At 50.5% G+C, this 17,802-nt stretch carries 16 protein-coding genes and 1 pseudogene; 2 read left to right on the forward strand and 15 right to left on the reverse strand.

The genetic code is table 11. The annotated features are described in order from the left end of the window. Window positions 1-97 precede the first annotated feature (97 nt). The 7 genes and pseudogenes from ACTHTG_RS09500 to def all read right to left on the reverse strand — a co-directional run bounded on the left by ACTHTG_RS09500 (window position 98) and on the right by def (window position 7,471). Window positions 98-1,372: a sigma-54-dependent transcriptional regulator gene (locus ACTHTG_RS09500; protein WP_308538242.1), complete on the reverse strand. Its 1,275-nt coding sequence runs from the start codon at window positions 1,370-1,372 to the stop codon at window positions 98-100. Next, a complete protein-coding gene (locus ACTHTG_RS09505) occupies window positions 1,359-3,485 on the reverse strand; it encodes a sensor histidine kinase (protein ID WP_004520181.1) in 2,127 nt (708 codons plus the stop codon). The genes ACTHTG_RS09500 and ACTHTG_RS09505 overlap by 14 nt, the downstream gene beginning before the upstream one ends. Window positions 3,486-3,488: 3 nt before the next feature. Next, a complete protein-coding gene (locus tag ACTHTG_RS09510) occupies window positions 3,489-4,082 on the reverse strand; it encodes a DUF4390 domain-containing protein (RefSeq protein WP_004520180.1) in 594 nt (197 codons plus the stop codon). After that, complete coding sequence (gene rsmB, locus ACTHTG_RS09515) at window positions 4,048-5,307, reverse strand: 16S rRNA (cytosine(967)-C(5))-methyltransferase RsmB (protein ID WP_070503669.1); 1,260 nt, start codon at window positions 5,305-5,307, stop codon at window positions 4,048-4,050. Before rsmB ends, ACTHTG_RS09510 begins: the two co-directional genes overlap by 35 nt. A 46-nt stretch (window positions 5,308-5,353) precedes the next feature. After that, a pseudogene (locus ACTHTG_RS09520) lies at window positions 5,354-5,872 on the reverse strand (O-acetyl-ADP-ribose deacetylase). Between the two features lie 33 nt (window positions 5,873-5,905). Further along, window positions 5,906-6,832 carry a methionyl-tRNA formyltransferase gene (gene fmt, locus ACTHTG_RS09525; RefSeq protein WP_070503666.1) on the reverse strand — a complete coding sequence of 309 codons (927 nt, stop codon included), beginning with the start codon at window positions 6,830-6,832 and terminating at the stop codon, window positions 5,906-5,908. A 135-nt stretch (window positions 6,833-6,967) separates the two neighbouring features. Next, on the reverse strand, window positions 6,968-7,471 hold the full coding sequence (def, locus tag ACTHTG_RS09530) for a peptide deformylase (protein WP_003678675.1): 504 nt from the start codon (window positions 7,469-7,471) through the stop codon (window positions 6,968-6,970). A gap of 234 nt (window positions 7,472-7,705) precedes the next feature. On the opposite strand from def, the gene ACTHTG_RS09535 reads away from it, so the two are divergent. Then, window positions 7,706-8,971 carry a LysM peptidoglycan-binding domain-containing protein gene (locus ACTHTG_RS09535; protein WP_049336996.1) on the forward strand — a complete coding sequence of 422 codons (1,266 nt, stop codon included), beginning with the start codon at window positions 7,706-7,708 and terminating at the stop codon, window positions 8,969-8,971. Window positions 8,972-9,024: 53 nt separating this feature from the next. Here ACTHTG_RS09535 and ACTHTG_RS09540 read toward each other — a convergent pair whose 3' ends face one another. The 3 genes from ACTHTG_RS09540 to pyk form a co-directional block, all read right to left on the reverse strand. Next, a complete protein-coding gene (locus ACTHTG_RS09540; protein WP_004520173.1) occupies window positions 9,025-9,213 on the reverse strand; it encodes a hypothetical protein in 189 nt (62 codons plus the stop codon). Window positions 9,214-9,282: 69 nt separating this feature from the next. Then, window positions 9,283-10,698 (reverse strand): OmpP1/FadL family transporter, encoded by a 1,416-nt coding sequence (locus tag ACTHTG_RS09545; protein WP_004520172.1) that lies wholly within the window; start codon window positions 10,696-10,698, stop codon window positions 9,283-9,285. Window positions 10,699-10,873: 175 nt separating this feature from the next. Next, window positions 10,874-12,346: a pyruvate kinase gene (gene pyk, locus ACTHTG_RS09550; protein ID WP_004520171.1), complete on the reverse strand. Its 1,473-nt coding sequence runs from the start codon at window positions 12,344-12,346 to the stop codon at window positions 10,874-10,876. A 213-nt stretch (window positions 12,347-12,559) separates the two neighbouring features. On the opposite strand from pyk, the gene ACTHTG_RS09555 reads away from it, so the two are divergent. Continuing rightward, on the forward strand, window positions 12,560-13,063 hold the full coding sequence (locus ACTHTG_RS09555) for a hypothetical protein (RefSeq protein WP_004520170.1): 504 nt from the start codon (window positions 12,560-12,562) through the stop codon (window positions 13,061-13,063). 65 nt (window positions 13,064-13,128) lie between these two features. On the opposite strand, the gene ACTHTG_RS09560 is transcribed toward ACTHTG_RS09555, so the two are convergent. From ACTHTG_RS09560 to pyrB, 5 genes are all read right to left on the reverse strand, one after another. Continuing rightward, window positions 13,129-13,254 (reverse strand): hypothetical protein, encoded by a 126-nt coding sequence (locus ACTHTG_RS09560; protein ID WP_003684698.1) that lies wholly within the window; start codon window positions 13,252-13,254, stop codon window positions 13,129-13,131. 23 nt (window positions 13,255-13,277) lie between these two features. Beyond that, on the reverse strand, window positions 13,278-14,141 hold the full coding sequence (locus tag ACTHTG_RS09565) for a GNAT family N-acetyltransferase (RefSeq protein WP_039862269.1): 864 nt from the start codon (window positions 14,139-14,141) through the stop codon (window positions 13,278-13,280). 275 nt (window positions 14,142-14,416) lie between these two features. Beyond that, complete coding sequence (locus ACTHTG_RS09570; protein WP_049336352.1) at window positions 14,417-15,082, reverse strand: hypothetical protein; 666 nt, start codon at window positions 15,080-15,082, stop codon at window positions 14,417-14,419. Window positions 15,083-15,275: 193 nt separating this feature from the next. After that, entirely contained in the window at window positions 15,276-15,734 is a 459-nt protein-coding gene (gene pyrI, locus ACTHTG_RS09575) for an aspartate carbamoyltransferase regulatory subunit (protein WP_004520167.1), read from the reverse strand. A 10-nt stretch (window positions 15,735-15,744) separates the two neighbouring features. Further along, complete coding sequence (gene pyrB, locus ACTHTG_RS09580; protein ID WP_039862268.1) at window positions 15,745-16,665, reverse strand: aspartate carbamoyltransferase; 921 nt, start codon at window positions 16,663-16,665, stop codon at window positions 15,745-15,747. Between the last annotated feature and the right edge of the window lie 1,137 nt (window positions 16,666-17,802).

The raw sequence follows: 17,802 nt of genomic DNA on the forward strand, positions 1-17,802 counted from the left end.
AATATTGCTTATCCAAGCAAACCGTCAAATGACGATGCCGTCTGAAGAACCTGATGGCTTTCAGACGGCCTCTTTTGTGTTTGAACCGATATTGCGCTTATTCTTCGGATTTGTCGGTGCTGCGGCGCGATACGCTGATACCGAGTTGTTTGAGTTTGCGGTAAAGGTGCGTACGCTCCAGACCGACCTTTTGCGCCACACGGCTCATATTTTGGCCTTCTTGGGCGATGTGGTACTCAAAGTAGCGGCGCTCGACTTCTTCCCTCAATTCGCGCAAAGGCATATTGAAATTGAAGCCGCCGATGATTTCTGTCGCCGTCGCGTTTTCCTTCTGACCCAAAGCCACGGCAACGGCCTGATCGTCCACTTCTTTGCCGTCCGATTCCAACATGATGTTTTTCACCGTTTCGGCAAGCTGGTCGTAATTGCCCGGCCAATCGTATTGGCGCAAAACCACCAACGCGCTGTCGCTGAATTTTACCGGCTGGATTTTTTGACTTTCGGCCAAATCGGTCATGATGCGGTTGATTAAAAAGACGATGTCGTCCGGTTGGCTGCGCAAAGATGGGATATTGATGCGCTCTTTCAACAGCTCCGCCAATCGACCGGTAACGACGTCATCGGCGCTCTCGCCGCGTTTAAAGCCGCATGAAGCGATCACACGGACATTGTAGCGGTCGGCTTTCTCCAGCAAAAAAGCGATGCCGTTTTGGATGTTTTTGCTGTAACGGGCAATATCGCCGACATACAAAATACCGCCCGATGCTTTTTGCAACAGCTCCAACGGCGTATCGACAATGTGTTCGACACGGTCGGTTGCCACCCAAGGCGTACCGCTTTTGTGCAGATAACGGGCGACAATCTCAAACGGCGAGCCTGCCTCACCGGCCAACAGCAGCGGGCGGTTGTGTTTGGCGGCCGCTTCAATACTGCCGTTCATTTCTTGAATGACGGAACTGTTGCCCAGTTTGTCCAAAGTCATGCCGGAGGCCGTCTGAACTTCGCCATGTTTCAAGGCGCGTTCTACTGCGGACAAGAGTTTTTGCAGGGCAATCGGTTTTTCCAGAAAATCGAGCGCGCCGATTTTAGTGGCTTCAACCGCAGTGTCAATGCTGGCATGGCCGCTCATCATAACCACAGGCATATTGAGTTGGCCGTTTTTCGCCCACTCTTTCAACAAAGTGATGCCGTCGCAATCGGGCATCCAAATGTCCAGCAATACCATGGCCGGACGCGTTTGATAACGCAATTGGCGCGCTTCTTCGGCATTTTCGGCCAAAGTGACGGTATAGCCTTCATCTTGAAGGATTTCGGAGAGCAGGTCGCGGATGCCTACTTCATCATCTACAATCAAAATATCACTGCTTCGCATAAGTTTCTGCCATTTCCGGTAAAGCTATTTTGACGCACGCGCCGCCACTGTTCTGATTGCTCAGGCTGATACGGCCGCCATGCTCCTCGATAATTTTTTTCACAACGGGCAAACCCAGCCCCGTTCCTGTCGGTTTGTCGGTAACGTACGGCTCAAAAGCATTGTGCAGCATTTCTTTGCTGAAACTTTTGCCGTTGTTGCAGACGGTCAGGAAAACCTGTCCGCCTTCGCGCCCTGTTTCGACGTTTACTTGAGGCGCTTCGTCCGACTCTGCCGCTTCTGCAGCATTCTTAAATAGGTTATGCAACACTTGGCGCATCGCCGTCGTATCGGCAACAATCGGCAGGGCGTCGGCGCTGAGCCGTGCATTAAACTTGCACGCGCCGGCCTCATATAATACCAATACTTCCGACACCAAACCGTTTAAATCTTGTTTTTCTAAATTCAGCGACGGCGCACGCGCATAGTTGCGGAACGCTTCGACCATTTCTTTCAGCGCGGCCACCTGTTTGACGATGGTATCGGTTGAACGGCTGAGAATTTGGGCGTCTTGTTCATCTAGTTTATCATGCAATTTCCATGCCAATCTCTCGGCGGAAAGCTGGATAGGCGTAAGCGGATTACGGATTTCGTGCGCCAAACGTTTCGCCACTTCGCCCCATGCGGCCTCTTTTTGCGCCCGCATCAAGACGGTAATGTCATCAATCACCATCACCACGCCGTTATCATTGTCTTCCGGCAAAATGGTGGCTTTGCCCAACAAGATTCGGGCATCATCGGGCGCGGCGTATTCGACTTGGACGGGTTTGTTGCTATCGGCGGTTTCATTAATGGCGGCAAACACATCGGCCAACAGGGTTTGCTGCGGCGATTTGCCGTGCCATTGATGCCAGTTACTGCCCCACAAAGACACCAGCGAAACGCCCAAAATCTGTTCGGCGGCCTTGTTAAAGGTTTTCAGACGGCCATTGGCATCCAAAGTAATCACGCCTGTAGTCAAACTTTCCAACACGCATTCCAAATAATGGCGTGCTGCTTCTTCGCGCAAACGGTTGCGCTCGTCTGCCTCTTTGGCAATCGCTAATTGCTCGGTCATGTGGTTGAATAACTGGGTCAAACGGCCGAACTCGTCATTGCGAAATACCGGCCGAGTCTGGCTGAAGTCACCCTGAGCCACCGCCCGCGCACCCTCTGCCAGCGACAATACCGGTGCCACAAAACGGCGGGCAAAATACAAAGCCATCACCAGCGCCAAAAAGATGGCCAATAATGTCGCGACCAACAGCGTGGACAGGAAAAAGGTTTGCAGGCCTTTTTTGGTATAACTCAGTTCGGCATATTTGGCTCGGGCTGCTTCAATCAGCGTCGCGTCTTGGGCAACATCTTTCGGAATCGGCTGCCGAAAAAACAACGCATAATCCTGATTTTTATGCGGACCGATCAGCATCCAGCCTTGAGCATACAGCACGCCGCCGATGTTTTCCAAGCTGCGCACCGAGCCGGTCTGCTCCAGTTGCTCCCATCCTTCTTTGTTAAGCTCAGGTTGATTTAGTTTCAAGGGATTGATGCTTTTCTCGGCTTTATGGGTAGTCGCGTTATAAAGCGCCAGCTGGGCAAAGTCGGCAGTAAGCGCGGATTTTGCCAGCGCTTGCCCTAAGTTGCCGTCCAGCGAAGCGGCGCTGATTAAGTCGATCTGCACCGGCGTGGCGTTGCTGACAGCGTTGTCTACCGCCAAGTTCAGCGCGGATTTGCTCAAGTTTAAGCTGCGCTCTAGAGCCTCATGGGTATCGTTGCCAAACCAAGAATTAATCGTACCGTTAATAAACTGGGCGGAAATACCGAACAAAAACACGCCCGGCAATACGGCAACCAAAGTAAACATCCCCGACAGCCGACGTGCAATCTGCGAACCGAACACGCTTTTGCTGTTGTCGCGCATCAAAAGCACGACATAGCGCACCAACACCGCCGCCAACACCAGCAACAGCAAACCGCACAAGGCGACAATCCACCAGAAGTAATCGGACAATACGTTGCTGCTGCCCGTTGCAACAGTCAGACCGTACAACAAAACAACGGCGAATACGGCGGCAATCAGAAGAAAGCGGCGCATGGTTTACTCCTGCACGACCGACAAGGACTTCCAACCGGAATCCAAATGCCAGTTTTTAGACGTCAGGGCATTGATTTGGAACGGTTTGGGCAGCTTGGCGGTTGTCAGCAGCAGGCGGATTTCAGCCTTCGTGTCTTTGGCGGCCACATCACTCAGCGCACCCTTGGACAAAACCTTCCAATTCGCGACCGCGCCCACTGCGCGCAAGGCAGTCTCAAGCGTATCGTACTCGGTAGAAAACGTACCGACGGTAACGCGATAGCGGTTGGTCAGCGGATGGAAGGACAATTTGTATTGAATCGTGCTGTCGTTGTTGAGCAGCTGGTCGAACTTGAATTTATAAGACGACATAGACGGCGCTGACAGCTGCCAACTTAAATTGAAATGCAGGGGGACGCCCTGTTTGAGTGCTTCTTTAAGCTGGTCGGGCAAGTCAGTGCGGAAACGGCTGCTGACGGAAAGCTGTCCGGCATGGGTCAGCTTTGCCTCGGCACGGGTCGCACTGATGCCCTCGCCTGCCGCGTTCAGCGACACGGCAAGCAAGAGCGGTACAATCAGCGTTTTACTGCTTTTTAATAAGCGCGTAATAAAAGCCATCTTGATGTTTGTTCGGTAAAAGCACATGCGATTCGATCAACTCGGCATCGGCATGGCGGTTAAGGAATTTTTGCAACTGACCGTCGTTTTCTTCAACAAAGACCGAGCAGGTAGCCAGCAACATCCTGCCGTTTTTCGTCAGGGTCTGCCACAGCGCGTCTAATAATGCTTCCTGTTGGCGTGCGGTTTTGACGGCATCGGTCGGCCGGCGCAGCCATTTGACGTCAGGATTGCGCCGCGCCACGCCCGAAGCGGTACACGGCACATCGGCCAAGACAGCGTCAAAGGTCTTTCCATCATACCATGCCGCCAAGTCCTGCGCATCGGCACAAGTCAAAGAGGCCTTTTGAAAGCCTAAACGGTCAAGATTGCTCTTCACCCTGTTCAGACGGCCTTCATCTATATCCAAAGCGGTAACATGACAATCTGCCAGTTCCAAGATATGGCCTGTCTTGCCGCCCGGCGCCGCACAGGCATCGAGAATGCGTTCGCCGTCTTTCGGGTTCAACAAATAGGCAGCACGTTGCGCACCAAAATCCTGCACCGACACCAGGCCGTCTGAAAAACCGGGCAGGCGGCTTACCGGCACAGCTTCTTCCAACATCACGGCGTATTCGTCCAAAGCCCTGGCCGCAATACCTTCCGCAGCCAGTTTTTCCAAATAGCTTTCGGCATTGCCGTGTCGGCGGTTGACGCGCAAAGTCATCGGCGGATGCGATTGCAGCGCAGTGGTGATATTGTGCCAATGTTTCGGATAATGGTTTTTCAAATAAGCCACCCACCACAGCGGCAAATTGTGTTTCGCCACATCGTCTTTTTTGCAGGAAGCTGCGAGCTTGTCGCGTTCACGCAAAAAGCGGCGCAAAATCGCATTGGCAAACGAGCGGAACTGGCCGCGGCCGATTTTGGCAATGCTTTCCACCGCTTCATTGACCACGGCATGAGGCGCATTGCGCGTGTAATGCAGTTGGTACATCGCCGCCAAAAGCAGGCTTTCAAGCTGCGGATTGTCAATCGGCTTCTTCAACATTTGACCAAGCATATACTTCAAACTGCCCAAATAACGCTGGCAACCGTAGGCAATATCCTGCAACGCGCCGTTTTCCTGCGCCGTCAGCTGCGGATGCGCCGCGCGGATTTCCGCCAAGACATCCTGAAGATTGCGCCCTTCGGCAACCGCGGCAACGCTGTCGGCGGCCAGTTTTTGGGCGAGGGACATACTCATATTTTTGCTTTCTGATTTATATTTGATTTCAAGTGTTCGGAGGATTTCAGACGGCCTGTTCGGCTGCCAGCAATGCCCGATAATATTCGGCATCTGCTTTGGAAAAACAGCAAAAGATGATTTTTTCCACTGCCGGACATTACGGCAGGACTTGTTTCAAACTCTCCAAAGCGATACGCGCGGCAGCTTTGGCCGGGAAACGGTACACACCGGTACTGATGCACGGAAAGGCGATGCTGTGAAGATCGTGTTTCTGGGCAAGCAGCAAGGAATTGGCGTAGGATTGTGCCAATTTGGCCTCTTCATTTTGTTTTCCGCCAAACCATACCGGCCCGACCGTATGAATGACAAAACGCGCAGGCAAACGATAGCCTTGGGTTATTTTGGCTTCGCCTGTGCGGCAACCGCCCAAAGTTCGGCACTCATCCAGCAGCTCTTTGCCTGCGGCGCGGTGTATTGCACCGTCTACTCCGCCACCGCCCAACAGCGATGAATTGGCGGCATTGACAATCGCATCGACTGCCAATCGGGTAATATCGCCCTCGACCACTTCAAAAACAGCCATTGTTTTCTTTCCTCTACGTTTGTTTCCAGCCTGTTACAAAACCGTTCCGACTTCAATCGTCCGGCCTGCCGCAAATGCCTGTATGCTCATGCGTTTGCTGCCGGAAGGCTGCAATTCGGTAATGTTCAGCGCATTTTCACCGCACGCCACCAGCAGGCCGTCTGAAGTGCAGGACAACACTTCGCCTGCCTTACCCTGTTTGACCACGACTTCGGCACGCCAGATTTTCATCGGTTTGCCTTGATACTCGACCCACGCGGCAGGTACAGGGTTGAAAGCACGGATTTTGCGCTCAATCACAGCCGCGCTTTCATTCCAATCGATACGCGCCTCTTCTTTGCTCAATTTCTGGGCGTAGGTAACGCCTTCTTCAGGCTGTTTGACCGCATTCAGACGGCCTTCAGCCTGCAGACGCTGCAAGTCGGCAACAATCGCTTCCGCACCCAAACCCATCAGCGCGTCATGCACTTCGTTGGCGGTATCCGTAGGCTGGATGGCGTAGCGGTGTTCGCTGACCACATCGCCGGTGTCCAAGCCGATGTCCATCTGCATGATACACACACCGGTTTCGGCGTCGCCGGCTTCAATCGCACGTTGAATCGGTGCCGCGCCGCGCCAACGGGGTAACAGCGAAGCGTGGATATTGAGGCAGCCGTGTTTGGGCGTATCCAACACATCCTGCGGCAAAATCAAACCATACGCGGCCACTACCATCACATCCGCGCCCGTATCTTTAAGCATTTGCAGGGCTTCGGCGTTATTGCGCAACTTTTCCGGCTGCGCCACGGTCAAACCTAATTCCAAGGCAGCCTGTTTGACCGGCGATGCGGTCAGCTGCATGCCGCGGCCTTTGGGGCGGTCAGGCTGGGTCAACACCAGCGGAATTTCAAAACCTGCGGCGGCGATGGCTTTCAAGGCGGCGGCGGCAAAATCGGGCGTACCGGCAAAGATGACTTTCATGTTGTGTCCTTGTGAAAATGGTTTGAATGGGCGCGTTGGGCAAACTGTTTCAGCTGAAAAGGCCGTCTGAAAGATTGAAAACCGAAGTATGCCTTCTGTTTTGTCTTTTCAGACGGCCTTTAAGCGATGCGCAGGTCAGATGGTGTGTTTCTGACGTTTTTTCAGTTTGGTTTTGATGCGGCCTTGTTTCAGCTGCGACAAGTGTTCGACAAACACGATGCCCATCAGGTGGTCCAATTCGTGCTGCACGCAGATTGCCAGCAGGCCGTCTGCTTCCAGCGTGAATTTCTCGCCTTTTTCGTTCAAGGCTTCAACTTTGACGCGCTCGGCACGGGTCACAGTATCGTAAATGCCCGGTACGGACAGACAGCCTTCTTCGTAAGTTGTCTCGCCGTCTTTTTCGACAATGACGGGATTGATGAACACGCGCGGCTCGCTGCGGTCTTCGGTCAAATCCATCACGACGATGCGCTCGTGTACGTCGACCTGAGTGGCCGCCAAGCCGATACCGCGTGCTTCGTACATGGTTTCAAACATATCGGCAACCAATGTCTGGATGCGCTCGTCGATTTTTTCAACAGGTTTGGCAACCGTGTGCAAACGCTCGTCAGGGTATTGGAGGATGTTCAGTAAAGCCATAATATTCTCGTTTTATAAAACTGATGTGTGATTTTCATACAGATTTGGTTTCCGCCGCCACAATCTCCTGTCATGACAGCAACATTCAATGCTAAAATAACGCCGAAAAATGTTAAGATAGCGCGACAGAGGCCGTTCGTTATCGTATTGATGGATGGGCGGCAGTTTCGCAAACTCCAGCCTTCTCTGTTTATCATCTGAAGACAAACCAAACCGATTTCAAGGGGAACGGTTATGCAACAACGTATTATAACCCTGCTTTGCATGGCAGGCATGGCTATTTCTGCCCACACTCAGGCAGCTTCTTTAAAAATCCGCCCCAATGCGCCGCAACGCTACGTCGTTAAAAACGGCGATACCTTGTGGGGCATTTCCGGCAAATATCTGTACAGCCCGTGGCAATGGAACCGCCTTTGGGGCGCCAACCGCAACGCCATCCGCAATCCGCACCTGATCTATCCGGGTCAGGTGTTGGTTTTACGCTACGTCAACGGCCAGCCTCGACTGGGTTTTGAACACGCCCAAACCCGTTCAGACGGCATTCCCGTGATCAAACTGCATCCGCGCGTACGCGAAACTTCCGGCTACGGCATTCCGACCGTCAACGTCAACCTCTACCGCATGTTTATGAAACATCCGCAGATTATCGCTCCGGAAGAAACCGCCAACGCGCCGCGCCTGATTGCAGGTCCCGACAACCGCGTCCTCTACACCCAAGGCAACCGCGTGTACGCATACGGCCTGACCGAACCCGGCCGCTACCTGACCTACCGCGTCAATAAAAACATCACCGATCCGGAAACCGGTAAATTCCTCGGCCAAGAAGTCGTGTTCAGCGGCATCGCCAACACGCTGCCTTACACCGACTCCGCCTTGGAAAACCGTACCCGCGCTTCTGACGAAAAACTCAAAAGCAACGAGTATTACACCCAAGTCAACAAAGTCATGAAGCTGCGCACCCAGTCCGCGCAACCTTTGGTTATCGAAGAAGCCGTTTCCGAAATCCGCAAAGACGACTATCTGCTGAAACTGCCCGAAGGCCTCGACAGCTTCAATGTGATGCCTCACGCCCCTGCCCGTCCGATTCAGGCCAAAGTCGTTTCCATCTTCGACGGCGTGGGCGAAGCCGGTCAGTTCCAAACCATTACTTTGGATAAAGGCGAACTCGACGGCTTGGACAAAGGCACTGTGGTCAGCCTCTACAAACGCGGCCGCCAAGTCCGTGTCAATCTATCCAACAACCTGATTCGTAAGCCGAAAGACAAAGATACGGTTGAGTTGGTTTCCATTCCGGCGGAAGAAATCGGTTTGGCAATGGTGTACCGCACATCCGACCATCTGGCCTCAGCCATTATTTTGGAAAGCCTGAACAGCGTTTCCATCGGTGATACCGCTTCCGAACCCGGCCGCGACTTGGACAATATGGCTGATGAAAAAACCATGGACAAGCCGGCTGAAGACGAACAAGAAAGAGAAATCGAACTGGAAGTCCGCAGCTGATTGAGCTTTCTTAGCAGCCATCTGGCAAATAAGGCCGTCTGAAAACCTGTTTTTCAGACGGCCTTTTGATTGCTGCCCATCAGAATAAAGAAATCTGTAACACGTTGTTTAAAGCGCAAACAACATCTTATTTTTCCAGCCGGTAATCGGCTATTCTTTTTTCTATCGTTTTTCCGTTCTGCCATTCCAATCAGAAATATGTAAAGCCCAACACACCATTTATTGCCTGTGGATTGCTCCATCTGTTCCTGCCAATCAAAAAGGCCGTCTGAAATCTTCAGACGGCCTTTTTATCCACAACTCAAATCCGATTATTTGAATTTGTAAGTGTATTGCAAGCCCAAGATGTCCGCTTTATTTTTGAAGCGGGCAGAGGATGCACCGCGGCTGTCCACGTCGTTGCCGCTGGCTTTGCCGGTGCGGTAAACCGTGTCATTGATGTGGATATGGCTGTACGCCGCATCGATAACATGGTTTTTACCCAGTTGATATTTGGCACCGACGGAGAACCAAATACGGTTGCCGTCAGGCAGGCTGTTCATACGGTCTTCAGCGCTTTTAACCGGCGATTTATCGAAAGCGATACCGGCACGCAGTTGCAATGGTTCGGTAACTTGGTAAGAGCCGCCGAATGCAACTTTATAAGTGTTGCGCCAGTTAGGCGTGATAACGGTACGGTCAGATTGGCCGTTGACAACTTTTTTGGTGTTTTCAAACACCAGCTCCGCTTTGTTGAAGCGGCTATGGCGCGTCCAAGTCACATCGCCGAACAGGTTGGTTTTGTCGGTGGCGCGGTACATACCATGAACAGACAAAGACTCAGGCGTTACGATTTTTACGCTGGCTTTTTCGTTCGGCACATAACCGCGTGCAGCCATTGCACCCAAATCCCATGCGCGTTTTGCATATGCGCCGTCCGCTTCCCAATCGGCAGTGCCTTTCAGCGTATGCGATACTTTGGAACGATAGTTCACACCCACGCGTGCGCGCTCGTTGATGTCCCACATCCACGCCAGTTGGTAACCAAAGCCCCAATCGTGACCTTTTACATCGGCATGACCGTCAGCTTTGCCGGTCGCATCGACAGCAACGGGACGGCCTGCTTGACGGGAAGCCAAGCCGCTGGCCAACTGGCTGATGGCGCCGGAAGCATCCCAGTCGGAGTATTTGCGCAATTCGGCTTTGGAATATTGGGCAATCAAACCGGCACCGACGGCGTGCTGCTCATTCAGTTTCCACGCAACTACCGGCTCGATGGCTATGGTGGTCAAACCCAGTTTGTTGATGTTGTGGCGCAAGACGGAATCTTTTTCGTATTCGGTTGCCGAACCGAAAGGAACGTACACGCCCAAACCCAAAGTCACATCGTCGCTGGCTTTGTACGCGCTATAAACGTGCGGAGCAACGGTGGTTTCGGTAATTTTGCCGCTGGTCGAGCCGCTGACATCGGCACCCGTGCGGAAGTGTTTCGCAGATTCTGCCTCATAATGAATGCTTGGGAAAACGATATTGGCGTTGACGGAAATTTGGCTGCTGTCGATTTTGCTCAAACCGGCCGGGTTGTAGAAAATAGTTGAGGCATCGGCGGCTTCGGCGGCGGCGGCGTTGGCCGTGCCTTGTGCGTTAACGGATTGTGTGCCGAAATGGTAGCCGGAGGCTTGGACGGCGGTAGATAACAGTGCTGCGCTTAAAATAAACGCTGTTTTTTTCAGGTTGAAATGAATCATTTTGGTTTACCGTGAAAGTGGCGTACAAAGAAAAAGGCCGTCTGAAACGTCCTTTATTGATTTAGTATAGGCACTCAATTCTATACTACATCATTATTTTTGCCTAATCTTTTCTTTTTTTACACAAAAAAGCAGGCTAAAACAGCCTGCTTTTCCAATTATCGGATCACTGCAATTATTTAACCTGCAACACTTCCAGCGTATTGGTCGAACCGGATTCGCGCATTTGCGAACCGCTGGTGATGATGTATTGGTCGCCGCTTTGGAGGATTTTGTGTTCTACCAGCATGGCTTCCACTTCGTTCAGCGCGGTATCGTGATCGGTACTGGTTGCCAAAATCAACGGACGCACGCCGCGGTACATCGCCATGCGGCGTTGCGCTGAAACACTCGGCGTCAGGGCAAAAATCGGCAGGGTGATGTTGTGGCGGCTGACTTCGAAGGCGGTCGAACCGCTTTCAGTCAGGGCAACGATGGCTTTGGCGTGAACTGCTCGCGCCACGCTGACCGCACCGCCAGCAATCGCCAAGTTGGTGCTGACGGCTTCGGGATACTCGACCTGTTCGGCAACGCCGTTGAGCGAATCTTGTTCTTTTTCCGCAGCCGCACAAATAATCGCCATTTGGCTGACGGTTTCAAACGGATACGCACCGACGGCGGTTTCGGCGGAACACATCACCGCATCGGTACCGTCCAATACCGCGTTGGCCACGTCGCTGACTTCCGCGCGGGTTGGTACAGGGTTGGTAATCATGGATTCCATCATTTGAGTTGCGGTAATGCTGAAGCGGCGCAACTCACGGGCGCGGCGGATCATGCGTTTTTGTAGGGCAGGTACGGCGGCATGGCCGACTTCCACTGCCAAGTCGCCGCGGGCAACCATAATACCGTCGCTGGCAAGGATGATTTCGTCCAGATTTTCAATGGCTTCTACGCGCTCGATTTTGGAAACCAAACCGGGACGTACGGCTGTACTGCCTTTCATTTCTTCTTCGACTTTGGCGCGTGCGATGTGCAAATCTTCGGCAGATTTCACAAAGCTGATGGCCAAGTAGTCGCAACCAATGGCAATCGCCGTTTTCAGGTCGCGGAAGTCTTTTTCGGTCAACGCGCCGGCAGACAGGCCGCCGCCGCGTTTATTGATACCTTTGTTACTTTTCAGTACATGGCTGTTTTCTACCATTGTAATAATCTTACTTCCTTCAACCGCTTCAACGGTTAAAGTCAACAGGCCGTCGTCCAGCCACAAAACATCGCCGGCAACGACGTCATTCGGCAAATCGCGGTAGTCCAGGCCAACCGCTTCGCGTGTGCCTTCGCCTTCAAGTGCGGCATCCAAAATCAAGGTTTCACCCTTATTCAGCTCGATGCTGCCGCCGGCAATTTTGCCGACACGGATTTTAGGCCCTTGCAAGTCGGCAAGAATAGCGATTTCCTGACCCGCACGTTTCGCGGCTTCGCGTACGATACGGGCATTTTCTTCATGAAACTCCGGCGTACCGTGGCTGAAATTGAAACGGACGACATTAAGGCCGCCGACACGGATCATGTCTTCCAACAATTGTACATTGTTGCTGCCCGGACCCAATGTGGCGACAATTTTGGTATTGTGGCTGATACGGGTTAAATCACGTTGCAATTGGCTCATATAAACGTCCTTTCCTGTTGATTCCACGTTTGATAATGAAGAAGATTGTACTCTTAATGCAATAATGTTGGCGTAAAATTACATAATTTTCTGACTTAAACTAAATTTATTTTTGCATTAACCTACTTTTCTATCGGATACAATACACTCTCACGTCGTCATTTTTGATTTTCAGACGGCCTCCCTCATACTAATAGAATACCCAACTGATCCATGAAACGTTTTTTGACTCCGCTACCCATCGGCATCGTTTTGGCCGACCTGATATACGGTTTCGTCCTGAATGTAATGCAAGGCTTAAACTTGCAACAAACTGCATCCAACCAGTCCGGCACGCTTTCCGTTACGCCCGACATCGCCTTCAACAGCCTGCAAATCGTCGCCAACGGCGGCATGGTCTGCATCATCGGCTTCGGTTTGATTGTTTTGTTCCAACTCAACCGCGCCGTATTGCGCCGACAAATCCTGCCCATCGGCATTTTCCGAACTCTCGGCCTGTTGGCTGTTTTGGCATTCAGCATTTCGTCTTTGTGGGAATGGTTGCATGCCGCTTTGTCGCTGCTTTCCGGGCACAACGTTTTAAACTTCAGCAACCCGCGTTATCTGGTTACCGCAGTCTGCATGCCCATCATCGCTTTCTTGTGCATCTTGCGCCTGTACAATTGGTATCGCCTGCATCGGACTGTTGCCACCGACGATACCTCCGCTACCCTCTAATCAAGCTGCAGAAAGGCCGTCTGAAACAGAAAAACCTATTTCAGACGGCCTTGTCATTGTATATCTCAACGTTGATGGCTGGTTTCTACACCGGCCTTAATCTCACCATACATTTGCGAGCTGCCTCCGCTGCCTGATGCGCAGGCCGCCAAGCTCAGTGTCAAAACAGCCGCGGTCAAAATCTTCAACATTGATTTCTCTCTTTCCACAAAAATTATTTCGGGTCGCAACGGAAATGGTACGCACAAATTTCAAATCCGTTTTTGAAGTAGAGACGATGCGCCCCTGCACGGTCATGGTTCACATGGACATTCAGATGGATTTTGGTCGCGCCCGTTTCCGCACCGATTTTGCGTACTTCTTCCAACAAGCGTGAAGCATAGCCTTTTTGGCGGCATTGAGGCATGGTTACGATGTCGTCAATATGGATATGGTAACCGCTGGCCAAATTGTACGCAGCATGGAAACCGCATACGGCTACGGCATTTTGTTTGCCTTCTTCAAAAATGCCCAGCAGGCGGTAGCCGGTTTTGCGCTGATGCTCGTTGATTTGTTCGACAAAACGGTGAATATCGGTCAAAGAAGAACGCAAAATGCTTAATGCCGCAAAAGCGGTCGCAGTTTCTTCCGGCGGAATTTCACGCAATACGCCGACCACAGGCGCGGCAGCTTGGGGCTCAGGCTGCGCATTGGCCGCTTCGGCACGCTCGGCAGCATGTTTTTCTTCAATCGCCTGCGCCAACAAAACGCGTTCGACCGGCACTTCGCCCTGTTGTTTGCTCTCTTGCTCTTTGAGCAAGGCTTTGCAGTCAATCACGCGCAAATCATTATCCGCTGCAAAGTCCATCAAGAAACGGAACATTTGCGGATTGTCTTCTTCCAGTTTTTTATCGACTGCCACACAACGGACATTGTCCACCAAAATCGGGCGCACCCAATTCGAATAGGAAAGGCGGTTGTCTTTAGTAAAGGAAGACAAAATACCGCACAGGCGCTCCGCCCAGTCGCTTGGTCGGAAAATCTTGCCTTTGCTGGTCGTACCATGGATCACAACTTCATAAGGATTACACACTAACATAAGCAGCTTCCTGAGAGTAAATGGCTGAAGGAATATTTCGCCAGTGCCAACATCAGAAAAAGTTCCGATACATAGCAACAGATTATTGAAAAAATATCAGTAAGGTTTTGAAATACGACAATGATGAGACGGCTTGCCGAGCCTGACAATCCGTTTCGAATTCTTTGATTATTATACCCGATACGCCTCTTTTTCTTCAAAAATCATTTGAAAAATAACAACAGGCCGTCTGAAAACAAGTATTTCGGTTTCAGACGGCCTGCATATTTTGAATATCAATACAACAATTTCTTGCGGGGCTTTTGCTCGCCATTGGATTTAATTTCTGACAAATTGAAATTCAATATGCTCAAATCCAAAACGCTTTCTGAAGTGCATTGATCGCCAAAGGCATTTTCATAAGTGGCTTTCAGTTTCAATACTCCGCCGAATGTTTGGTCCGGCAATTCGGCAGCCAGCGCCAACATGCTTGCAAACACGCCGCCATACAATTCTCCCGATGCCAGCATATCCACGCCGCCGGAAAACATCTCCAAGCGCATAACTGCATCGGCAACCAGCTTGCTCGGCAAGTGATCCGGCAAAGCCTCAGCCTCAAAACGCACATTCTTCGCCAAGCCCTTACCGCTATTGCGGACAACCAAAACCAATAAATCCGTTTGTCCATCAGAACGTTGCAACGTCGCATGCAAAACAGGATGAATGCTCTCTTTTTGAATCAGCTGCTCACGGTGCAACATCTTGCTTTTAGCTTTGGATCGCGCAGATACGACGGCCCAAATCAACCAAACAAATGCAACGGCAGAAATGGCTGTAACCAAAAGGGGAAGATTGGTCAAATAGGCTTGCTGATTAAACCAAACTTGTGCGGCTAAAAATCCGGCAAAGAAAATCAAGACGTATAAAATTGGGGCAAACCGGCTTTGTATGGATGAGTGCATGAGTTTTCCTACATTTCGTATCATGTTATTAAAAAATAATGCCTTTCGGGCGAATAATGTCATCAACCCGGAAGGCATTATTTTAACGTAATTTTAACGCAATTTGCTTAATATCTTGCTTTTTATGAAACTAATGTATCAAGCAGACAACTCAAACCGTATAGCCGTATTTTCAGACGGCCTGAGATTTTTATCAGGCTTCGGCAACCGAATCACGCGAGAAGGTTTTTTCGCAATAATGGCATTTCAAACGCGTCTGACCATTATGTGAACGGACATAAAAGCGACTGATGACCGGCTCGCCATGACTGGCACAATTAGTATTCGGGCAACGGAACACTTCCGAAATCTCGTCCGGCAATGACAAATGCTGTTTCTCAACCACCTTAAACCGATCGATTTTGTTGACCACTGCTTCAGGGGCAAATAAAGCTAAACGGTTGGCCGCATTGGCATCCAACCACACACCGCTGATTTTGATAATGTCTTTGCTTCCCTGCGTTTTACTGGGCAAATTAAAACCAACCGTAACCGCGCTGCCATAATGCAGCAGCTTAAACTGTCTTAAAATGGCCAAGCCTTTACCAGCAGGAATATGGTCAATCACCGTACCTTGTTCGATTGCTTCAACGCTGAGTTTTGAGTTTTCCATCTTTCGCTCCTTAAACTTCTTCGTTCAATACCAAAGACAAAATCGCCATCCGTGCATACACTCCATTGGTTGCCTGTTCAAAATAATAGGCATGAGGTGTTTTATCCACATTCGGATGAATTTCATCTACCCTCGGTAAAGGATGCAAGACGCGCAAATTGGGTTTGGCGTTTGCCAACATCGGCGCATCAAGATTGAATTTACCCTGAATTTTGGCAAATTCCTGCTCATCAAAACGTTCGCGCTGAACGCGGGTCATGTACAAAATATCCGCCCATTCGACCGCTTCTTCCAAGCTGGACAGGACTTGATAAGGGCAACTGGCCTCCTCCAGCTCTTCAGTGATATAGTCCGGCATCGCCAAGCTGGGAGGAGAAACAAATGCAAACTCACAACCCCAACGCTTCAATGCTTGACATAATGAGTGTACCGTACGGCCATATTTCAAATCACCGGCCATCGCAATCTTCAAATTGCTCAAACTACCTTGTGTTTCATAAATCGTTACCAGATCCAAAAGCGTCTGGCTTGGATGTTGGTTGGTACCATCGCCGGCATTAATCACGGGCACGCTCGAAAACTCGGCCGCCACACGGGCCGCACCGTCTTTCGGGTGTCGCTGAATAATCGCATCCGTATAACTGGAAATAATCCTCGCAGTATCTGCAAGCGTTTCACCCTTTTTCGCGCTGGTATTCGCGCCATCGGAAAAACCGATAACTTTCCCACCCAAACGCTGTACCGCCGTTTCAAAAGACAAACGCGTACGGGTAGAGGGTTCAAAAAAGCACGAACCAATCAATTTACCTTCAAGCAAATCTTCGCGAGGCTGCTTTTTCAACTTCAAGGCCGTCTGAAGCAGCAATTCGAGCTGCTCCGTCGTCAAATCTGAAATTGAAATAATATGTTGCCGATAAAGCGGATTAGGCATGACCATTCCTTCCCATAAAAAAGCCCGCAACAGGCGGGCGTTTCAAGCAAACCGATTCCATCGTTGCCCGACATCATCCCCGTCGGACAATCACAACCATGTTTCTACCACACCCATGAAATCTCCCGCATTATCGCATATTTAACAGACGACTGCTTCTATCAAGTTTTCAGACGGTCTGAGACCTTTGCAAAAAATCCTTCATCCCCAACAGCCAAAAATCAAACACAGGGACTTGACAGCTCCCTTTTATCTTCCCAATGCTCGCATCTTGTAGGAGCAAACAAGCGCAAGTAAGCTGTTAACCACTTCAACGATTCAAACATATCGCTTTCGAATAGCGTTGCACACCCATGTTGCCTAAAGCAAATTAGGTTCACACCCTGATTTACAGTGAAACGTAACAAAGCTTTGTTCAACCACATAACGGGTTTTTCGACAAATATTCGGTTGTGTTTGATTTGCGTTTCCGTCGATGAGTTGTTGCAAAGGGCTTTGCGATAATGCAGGTCTGTAGCTGATGTTTTTCTAGGTGCCATCTGTTTTGCTGCCGTAGCCTTTGATCGAACCTTCTGCCATACCTTATCTCGTCGATATTGAAGGAGTGATGTGCAGTTTCTCAATATAGCCTTTCAAAATAGATACAGATATATGTTTGCTGTATCAACCAGCCTTTTACCCTGCAGACAATGCTATCTTTGCTTGGTGTAATTTGTCTACAGCCTTTATCTTTTATTATCCTTACCCATGACCGCTCGGGCCGTCTGAATAATGTTGCATCAATAACTTAAACTACCGCTTTCTCTACTTTTAAACTTTCCCGCTCAATTTACAGTTAATTCCTAATAGTTCTGACCAGGGCATTACCTTCCGCCGGCTGGTTGCAGTGTCAGCATAAGGTACTGGATTTGAAATATTCAGTTCGTCAAAATAATAAAACGGGTTAAGACAATAATGCAGTACTCGAGGTTGAGATCAGCCTCCCCCAAAGACGTGCCTGTGCACGTCCTTTTTACTTTCTTATCTCCTTTCCACCCTATTGTCACCCCGTAAAAGGCTTACACTCCGCATCATTGCCCCTAAATATCTCCTCACCGTCCGTACAGCTGCCCTTCCCCTTCATCTTCCCGCACACCA

Source organism: Neisseria sp. P0017.S009 (genome assembly GCF_051957375.1).
Taxonomy (GTDB): Bacteria; Pseudomonadota; Gammaproteobacteria; order Burkholderiales; family Neisseriaceae; genus Neisseria; species Neisseria perflava.